Annotated in this window: 9 protein-coding genes; all 9 read left to right on the forward strand. The window is 30.3% G+C overall.

The genetic code is table 11. The features are described from left to right. Window positions 1–266: 266 nt before the first annotated feature. The 9 genes from AB2369_RS08730 (at window position 267) to AB2369_RS08770 (ending at window position 8312) form a co-directional block, all read left to right on the forward strand. Window positions 267–842: an aminodeoxychorismate/anthranilate synthase component II gene (locus tag AB2369_RS08730; protein ID WP_367666095.1), complete on the forward strand. Its 576-nt coding sequence runs from the start codon at window positions 267–269 to the stop codon at window positions 840–842. Between the two features lie 2 nt (window positions 843–844). Beyond that, entirely contained in the window at window positions 845–2194 is a 1350-nt protein-coding gene (gene pabB / locus AB2369_RS08735) for an aminodeoxychorismate synthase component I (RefSeq protein ID WP_367666096.1), read from the forward strand. Window positions 2195–2199: 5 nt separating this feature from the next. Further along, window positions 2200–2967: an aminotransferase class IV gene (locus AB2369_RS08740; protein ID WP_367666097.1), complete on the forward strand. Its 768-nt coding sequence runs from the start codon at window positions 2200–2202 to the stop codon at window positions 2965–2967. Continuing rightward, complete coding sequence (folE, locus tag AB2369_RS08745) at window positions 2957–3514, forward strand: GTP cyclohydrolase I FolE (RefSeq protein WP_367666098.1); 558 nt, start codon at window positions 2957–2959, stop codon at window positions 3512–3514. Before AB2369_RS08740 ends, folE begins: the two co-directional genes overlap by 11 nt. 16 nt (window positions 3515–3530) lie before the next feature. Next, window positions 3531–4019, forward strand: a complete 489-nt coding sequence (locus AB2369_RS08750; RefSeq protein WP_367666099.1) for an HD domain-containing protein — start codon at window positions 3531–3533, stop codon at window positions 4017–4019. 16 nt (window positions 4020–4035) lie between these two features. Continuing rightward, on the forward strand, window positions 4036–4869 hold the full coding sequence (folP, locus tag AB2369_RS08755) for a dihydropteroate synthase (RefSeq protein WP_367666100.1): 834 nt from the start codon (window positions 4036–4038) through the stop codon (window positions 4867–4869). A 10-nt stretch (window positions 4870–4879) separates the two neighbouring features. Further along, window positions 4880–5695, forward strand: a complete 816-nt coding sequence (folK, locus tag AB2369_RS08760; RefSeq protein ID WP_367666101.1) for a 2-amino-4-hydroxy-6-hydroxymethyldihydropteridine diphosphokinase — start codon at window positions 4880–4882, stop codon at window positions 5693–5695. A 293-nt stretch (window positions 5696–5988) separates the two neighbouring features. Further along, entirely contained in the window at window positions 5989–7473 is a 1485-nt protein-coding gene (locus AB2369_RS08765; protein ID WP_367666102.1) for a YjjI family glycine radical enzyme, read from the forward strand. A 2-nt stretch (window positions 7474–7475) separates the two neighbouring features. Next, entirely contained in the window at window positions 7476–8312 is an 837-nt protein-coding gene (locus AB2369_RS08770) for a YjjW family glycine radical enzyme activase (RefSeq protein ID WP_367666103.1), read from the forward strand. The last annotated feature ends 66 nt before the right edge of the window (window positions 8313–8378 follow it).

Below are 8378 nucleotides of genomic sequence, written 5' to 3' on the forward strand. Positions count from 1 at the left end.
ATTCAGTATAACAGGTTAACTTAGCATATGGCAGTAAGAAACAATTAATATATTTTTTATATTTATTTAAGTAATAGATTAAAAACAATGATATGAATAATAAATTATGGAATTATCAGAAATTTTAGATTTTACAGTAAAAGTAAGAAAATGTTACATATTTAAATCTATTTCTAGTTTTTAGTACATATAAATTGTAGAATATATTGTAAGGTTATGATATTATTTTTTTAAAGCTAAGTAAAATAGTAATAAAGGTGAGATGTATGTTTTTAATGATTGATAATTATGATTCCTTTGTATATAACCTAGTTAGATATTTAGAGGAATTAGGAGAGCAAGTACTAGTAAAGAGAAATGATTCTATAACCATAGATGAAATAGAAAATTTAAATCCTGAGGGAATAATAATATCTCCAGGACCTAAAAATCCTATGGATTCTGGTCTATGTTTAGATATAATAGATAAATTTAAAGGGGAAATTCCCATCCTTGGAATATGTCTTGGGCACCAATGTATTGGTCATTATTTTGGAGGAGAAGTGGTGAAGGGGATGATTCCTGTCCATGGAAAAGTAACAGAGGTTACCCATAGTAATAAAGGGGTATTTAAGAACATAAAAAATCCTTTAAAGGTCACAAGATATCATTCTTTAATTGTAAAAAAAGAGAATTTACCTAGTGAACTAGAAATAACTTGTAGTACAGAGGATGGTGTTATAATGGGCCTTAGACATAAGGAGTATCTTGTTGAAGGAGTACAATTCCATCCAGAAGCAGAGCTTACAGAACAAGGACATGAAATCCTTAAAAATTTTATTGATGAATGCAGAGGGAATTAAATATGAAGGCTTTAGTTAAAGAATTTAATAGTAGTCTTGATGCTTTTAGCATATATACCTTATTCAAAGATAAGGATGTAATATTTTTAGATAGTTCTTTAGAGGATAAAAATTTAAGTAAATATTCATTTATAGGAGTGAATCCTTTCTTAAAATTTAAATCCTATGGGGAGGATATATGGGTAAATCATAAGAAAATTAAAGGAGATCCCTTTAAGGAGCTCGAGAATATCATTAAAGAATACTCTATTGAGAATAAGGAGTCACATCTTCCATTTATAGGAGGAGCTATAGGGTATATCTCCTACGATATGGGAAGAAACTTAGAGACTCTTCCAAGTAGCGCCAAAGAGGATATTAAAATACCTGAATCCTATTTTTTACTTTATGATAATATAATAATTTTTGATCACTTGAATAATAAGTCTTATGTATCTTCCATGGGAATATTTGAGGATAAAGAAATATCTATAGAGAAGATAATTAATAGAATAAGTAATGGAAAAGAAGTAATATATAATGAAGTAAAGTCTAGGGATAAGGAGTTTAAATCTAATTTTACTAAAGATGAATATATGGAGGGAGTTGAAACCTTCAGAGAATATATAAGAAGTGGTGATATATATATAGGTAATTTAACCCAAAGATTTAGCTGTACTACAGATAGAGATTCCTATGATATATATAAGGATTTAAGAAAAATAAATCCTAGCCCTTTTGGAGCCTACATGGAACTTGATGATTTTCATATAATAAGCTCATCCCCAGAAAGGTTTATGAGTATAAGAGATGGACAAGTTGAAACAAGACCAATAAAAGGTACAAGACCTAGAGGGAGAAACAAAGAGGAAGATGAAAAAAACAGGTTAGAGCTTTTAAATTCTGAAAAAGATAAATCAGAGCTTCTTATGATAGTAGATTTAGAAAGAAATGATTTAAGTAAGGTATGTAAAAACCATAGTGTGAAGGTAACAGAACTATTTGTAATTGAAGAGTATTCCACAGTATTTCATTTAGTTTCTACCATAAAAGGAGAGCTAAAGAGTAATGTGTCTAGTGTTAATTGTATTAAGGAGTGCTTCCCAGGAGGATCAATAACAGGAGCACCTAAAATAAGAACTATGGAAGTTATAGAGGAAGTAGAAGGTCTTCGTAGAAATATATATACAGGAGCCATAGGATATTTTGATTTTAGGGGAAATGCAGATTTTAATATTACTATAAGAACCATACTTAAAAAAGAAGATAAAGCCTATTTTGGAGTTGGTGGAGGAATAACCTTTGAATCTATAAAAGAAGATGAGTATGAGGAGACTCTACACAAGGCAAAGGCTTTAATGAGGGTATTATAAATATAATGAAGATTTTACATGGGAAAAATAATAATATAAACTTAGACGATGGATTTAACTTTGGGCTAGGAGCCTTCGAGACTATTAAAATTACACCTAAAGGCTATGGAGTACTTATTAAAGAACATATGGATAGATTAAATAATTCTTTGAAGGTTTTAGGGATAAATAAATCTATAGATTATAAAACCATAGAAAACATTATAAAAGATAATAATATTAAAAATTGTGGTTTTAAGATAGTAGTTACAGATAAAAATGAAATAATATCTTTAAGGGATATTACCTACAAAGAAGAGGACTACCTTAATGGATTTAACTTAAAGGTAAGTAACTATAAAAGGAATTCTAATGGCTTATTAGTCTACCATAAGACTCTAAATTATGGAGAAAATATATTAGAGAAGAGAATGGCACTAAAGGAAGGATTTAATGAAGTTATATTCTTAAATGAAAAAGACAAGCTTTCAGAAGGAGCAGTAAGTAATTTGTTTTTTATAAAAAATAATAAAATATACACTCCAAAGGTAAGCTGTGGTATTTTAAATGGAGTCATAAGGCAATGGGTTATAAAAAACTTTAGTGTTATAGAAGGAGAGTATACCTTAGAAGATTTATTAGAAAGTCAAGGAGCTTTTCTAACTAACTCCCTTATGGGAATTATGCCTATAAGTAGAATTGGAAATATTAATATAAATAAAGATAGCTATATATATGACATAAGAAAATCTTATTTAAGCTTTGAAGGAGAGATGGACGATTATGATAGATGAGAAGAAGATTATAGAAGGAGTAAATCTTATAATAGAGGCCATAGGAGAAGACCCTAATAGAGAAGGATTAAAAGAAACTCCAGATAGAATAGCAAGAATGTATAAAGAGGTTTTTGGAGGATTATATGAGGATGCTAAGGAGCACCTATCTAAAAGCTTCACTGTAGAGGAAGATAACATAGTTATTGAGAGAGATATAACCTATTATTCTATGTGTGAACATCACTTCTTACCTTTCTTTGGGAAGGCACATATTGCTTATATTCCAAATGGAAAGGTGGCAGGGCTTAGTAAGCTTGCAAGAACCGTTGATGTATTTTCAAAAAGACCTCAACTTCAGGAAAAGTTAACTAGTGATATAGGAGATGCTATTATGAAACATCTAGACGCTAAAGGTGTTATGGTAATGGTTGAGGGAGAGCATCTTTGCATGACCATGAGAGGGGTAAAAAAGCCAGGAAGTAAAACTGTTACCCTATGTTATAAGGGAGAATTTGAAACTAATAAAGACCTTAGAGACGAAGTATATAGACTAATGACATTATAGTAGAAGGTGAAGGTTAATGAATAATAATGAGAGAATTAATAGTATACTTCATCACAGAGATTATATAAGAAATGTAAAATTAATTGAAGAATATGAAAAACATAGAGAGTTTTGCAGACATGATTTAAATCATTTCCTAGATGTTTGTAGAATAGCCTATATAATAAATTTAGAGGAAAACCTTAATTATCCTAAAGATATTATATATGCAATAGGACTTCTTCATGATATAGGAAGGGTTTTAGAGTATGAGAAGGGAACACCTCATAACAAGGCTTCCATAGAGATAGGAGTTCCTATACTAGAGGACTGTAAGTTCAATGTAGAGGAAATAAACACAATATGTTCTGCTATAGACAGCCATAGAGTTCATAAGGATGATAAAACTTCACTGGAAGGTATAATGTATAGGAGTGATAAGTTATCTAGAGCATGCTTTAATTGCAAAGCTATAGATAAGTGTTACTGGAGTGAAGAGAAGAAAAATAAAAATATTATATATTAAGTAGGTGGATTACACTATGTTTAGAAATAAAAGAGTTTTAAAAATTGGCGAGGAAGACTTTAATTTAGGAGAAAGAACCTATATTATGGGGATATTAAATGTGACTCCAGATTCTTTTTCAGATGGGGGAAAGCATAATTCAATAGAAAAGGCTTTGGAACATGGAAGAAGAATGATTAATGAAGGAGTAGATATAATAGACATAGGAGGGGAATCTACAAGACCAGATCATGAGTTTGTAGATGCAGAAGAAGAGATTAAAAGGGTAGTACCTGTAATTAAGTCTCTAAGAAAAGAGTTTAAAAATATTCCTATTTCTATTGATACATATAAGGCAGTAGTTGCAGAAGAGGCTTTAAAAGCTGGAGCAAATATGATTAATGATGTTTGGGGCTTTAAGAAGGATAAGGATATGGCAAGAGTGGCAGCAGAGTATGACGTACCTTGTTGTATAATGCACAATAGAGAGGACAGAGATTATAATAACTTTATAGAGGATATGATAGAAGACTTAAGAGAGATTATAAACATAGCAAAGGAAGCTGGAGTTAAGGATGAAAATATAATATTAGATCCAGGTATAGGATTTGCTAAAGACCAAAGGGAAAACTTAATGGCTATGAAGCATTTAGAGAGATTAAATGATTTAGGATATCCTTGGCTTCTTGGAACTTCAAGAAAATCTATGATAGGAAATGCTTTAAATCTTCCAAAGGATGAAAGATTAGAGGGAACTTTAGCCACTACTGCTATTGGAATAGTTAAGGGTTGTGATTTTGTAAGAATTCATGATGTTCTTGAAAATAAAAGGGTAGCTATGATGACAGATGCCATAGAAAGGTTAAAATAGGGAGATTAACATGGATAGAATACTTATTAAGGATCTAGAGATATATGCTCATCATGGAGTATTTAAAGAGGAAAAAACTTTAGGACAAAAGTTTTTAATTACCATGGAGTTATATTTATCTCTTAGAGAGCCAGGAAAAACTGGAGACTTAGATAAATCTGTACACTATGGAGAGCTTAGCCATAAGGTAGAGGAAGAATTCAAGAGAAAAAGCTATGATCTAATAGAAGAAGCTGCTGAAAATTTAGCAGAATTTATATTAAAAGAATATGATATTATAGAAAAAGTAGAAGTATCCATAAAGAAACCTTGGGCTCCTATTTTAAAGCCTTTAGATTACGTGGAAGTTAAGATTTCAAGAGGGTGGCATAGAGCTTATATAGCTCTTGGATCAAACATGGGAAATAAAAAGGAAAATTTAAATAATGCCTTAAAGCTTATGGAAAGTCATATCACAAAGGTTATAAAAGTCTCAGAATTTATAACAACAGAACCTTGGGGATATGAGAATCAAGATGAGTTCTTAAATGGGGTATGTGAAGTGAGAACTTTATTATCTCCAGAGGAGCTTATGGATTTATTACTAAGGTGTGAGAAGGAACTAAAAAGAGAGAGAATTATAAAATGGGGACCAAGAACTATAGACTTAGATATTTTGTTATATGACCATATAATAACAGAGGGGGAAAGGGTAGTAATTCCTCATCCAAGAATGGAGGAGAGAGCCTTTGTTTTAGATCCTCTAAGTGAAATAGCTCCTTATTATGTTCATCCTATTTTAAATAAAAGAATAATTGATATAAAAAAGCAATTAGAAAGAAACTAAGATTTTAAAGTATATTAATTTAATTTTGAGGTCTCGATTTTTAGAAAAGTTTCATAGTGCAAAAGACAAATTTTTAGATAGAAATTAAGATAGAGCTGTTTCATAATAAATATTATGAAACAGCTCTTTTATATAGGTCAATATGCCAATATATTACATAAAAATACAATAATGCAAATAAGTTACCTTTACTAAAAACAAGGGATGTTATAAAATAAAGATATAATAGTATACCTTTTCAATGGGGATTTAATTTAAGATAATGTAATTAACACAAAATGGAGGCAATTAGTATGAGTAATGTAGAAAACATAATAAAGGATTCTGTACTTACCTATGAGCAAAAGGTAGTTGCTTTAGCAAGAGAAGGGGAAAATACATTAGACGTATTAAAAATTTCTAAAGAAACCCAAGACCTTAGAGAAAAAGGAGTAATATGTGATTTATTCGAGGGAAATGCTCCATATAGGCCAAGATATATAATACCAAACTATGAGAAGTTTATGAAAAATGGTAGTGAATTTTTAAGATTAACTCCAGCAAAGGACATATGGGAGGCAGTAAATAATCTTTTAATTTTATATAAGCATGTGCCGTCTATTACTACAATGCCAGTATATGTGGGAAATATAGACGAGCTTTTAGAGCCTTTTATTGTGGATGAAGAAGAGAGTTATAAGGCTATAAAGTTATTTTTAACTCATATAGATAGAACTATAACAGATTCCTTCTGTCATGCTAATATAGGACCAAGGGATACAAAGGCAGGAAGAATAATCCTTAAAGTAGAAAGGGAGCTTCAAAACTCAACACCTAATATAACTTTAAAATATAGTAAGGACACTCCAAGGGACTTTGTTATAGAATCAGTAAAGACAGCTTTAGTAACAGCAAAACCAAGCTTTGCTAATAATGAAATGTTCTCTAAAGATTTTAATGGAGATTATGCTATCGCTAGCTGCTATAACGGACTTAATATTGGAGGAGGAAGTTATACCTTAGTTAGAATGAATTTACATAAACTATCTTTAGAAGCTAGTAGTGTAGAGGATTTCTTAAATAATAAATTACCTTCTGCTATGAAAAATATGGCGGATTATATAGATGAAAGAATAAAATATATAGTAGAAGAAAGTAATTTCTTTACTTCAAACTTCTTAGTAAAAGAAGGATTAATATCTAGAGAAAAGTTTACTGCTATGTTTGGTCTTGTAGGTCTTGCAGAATGTGTTAACACTCTTTTAAAAGCAGAGAACTTAAGTGATAAGTTTGGACATAATAAAGATGCTGACAACCTTGGAGTAAAAATTATAAATACTATGTATGACTTTGTAAATAATCATGAGAGTATATACTGCGATGGTGCTAATAAAAGATTTTTATTACATGCTCAAGTTGGGATAGATACTGATAAGGGTACTAGCCCAGGATGTAGAATACCTATAGGAGAAGAGCCAGAGCTTTTAAGTCATTTAAAGCAAAGTGCTATGTTCCATAAATATTTTCCATCAGGAATAGGTGATATATTCCCATTTGAAAAAAATAGTATAAACAATCCAGAGTATATAGTAGATATAATAGATGGAGCATTTAAAGTAGGAATGAGATACTTATCTATATATTCTTCAGATAGTGATGTTATAAGAATAACAGGATACCTTGTTAAAAAATCAGATATAGAAAAGTTAAGCAGAGGAGAGCAAGTTTTAAATGATACAGTAGTATTAGGTAAAGGTGCTGCAGATAACTCAAAAATATTAGATAGAAAGGTAAGATAGTTATGGATTATGGAATAATCAATAAGATAATTCCATTTAGTTCTGTAGATGGACCAGGCAATAGAACATCTATATTTTTTCAAGGATGTAATTTTGACTGTAAGTACTGCCATAATCCAGAAACTATAAATTCTTGTATTACTTGTGGTATGTGCAAGGATGTTTGTCCTAAAAATCTTATCTCAATTAAAGAAGGAAATATGTCTTGGGATTATAAAGAGTGTATTAATTGCGATAGTTGCATAAGGATATGTAAAAATTGCAGTACTCCAAAAACAAGAAAGCTTCATTATATGGAACTTATAAATGAAGTTAAAGAAAATATGCCTTTTATAACTGGAATAACAACTTCAGGGGGAGAATGCACCCTCCAGCATGAGTTTATCTCAAAGGTTTTTAAAGAGGCTAAGGATTTAGGTTTAAGCACTTTTCTTGATAGCAACGGTTATAAAGACTTTAGAAGTATGGGGGAGCTTTTAACTTATACTGATAAGGTTATGCTAGATATTAAAGCTTATGATGAAGAAGAACATATAAATCTTACTTCAAAGAGTAATAAAACTATCCTTGAAAATGCCTTATATCTAGGAAAGATGAATAAGCTTTATGAGATTAGAACAGTTATAGTTCCAGAGGTTTTAAACAATAAATATACTGTGGGTAAGGTAAGTGAGTTAATAGAATCTATAGATGGAAATATAAGATATAAAATTATAAAATATAGACCTTTAGGTGTTAGACAAGGTCTAATAGAATCTTATGTGCCACAGGATGATTATATGGAAGAATTAAAAAAGATAGCAACAAATAACGGATGTAATGATGTTGTTATAGTTTAAGAGAAGAAAAGTTGAGTTTGTTTAGAGAAATTCAACTCTTAAACAGAAATTAGTTCAATTTGTTAT

The organism is Clostridium sp. (assembly GCF_040797585.1).
In the GTDB taxonomy this organism is placed as follows: Bacteria; Bacillota; Clostridia; order Clostridiales; family Clostridiaceae; genus Clostridium_Z.

Coding starts and splice junctions, on each gene's coding strand:
- pabB (WP_367666096.1), top strand. CDS start 845: ATGAAGGCTTTAGTTAAAGAATTTAATAGTAGTCTTGATGCTTTTAGC.
- AB2369_RS08765 (WP_367666102.1), top strand. CDS start 5,989: ATGAGTAATGTAGAAAACATAATAAAGGATTCTGTACTTACCTATGAG.
- folP (WP_367666100.1), top strand. CDS start 4,036: ATGTTTAGAAATAAAAGAGTTTTAAAAATTGGCGAGGAAGACTTTAAT.
- AB2369_RS08770 (WP_367666103.1), top strand. CDS start 7,476: ATGGATTATGGAATAATCAATAAGATAATTCCATTTAGTTCTGTAGAT.
- AB2369_RS08740 (WP_367666097.1), top strand. CDS start 2,200: ATGAAGATTTTACATGGGAAAAATAATAATATAAACTTAGACGATGGA.
- AB2369_RS08730 (WP_367666095.1), top strand. CDS start 267: ATGTTTTTAATGATTGATAATTATGATTCCTTTGTATATAACCTAGTT.
- AB2369_RS08750 (WP_367666099.1), top strand. CDS start 3,531: ATGAATAATAATGAGAGAATTAATAGTATACTTCATCACAGAGATTAT.
- folE (WP_367666098.1), top strand. CDS start 2,957: ATGATAGATGAGAAGAAGATTATAGAAGGAGTAAATCTTATAATAGAG.
- folK (WP_367666101.1), top strand. CDS start 4,880: ATGGATAGAATACTTATTAAGGATCTAGAGATATATGCTCATCATGGA.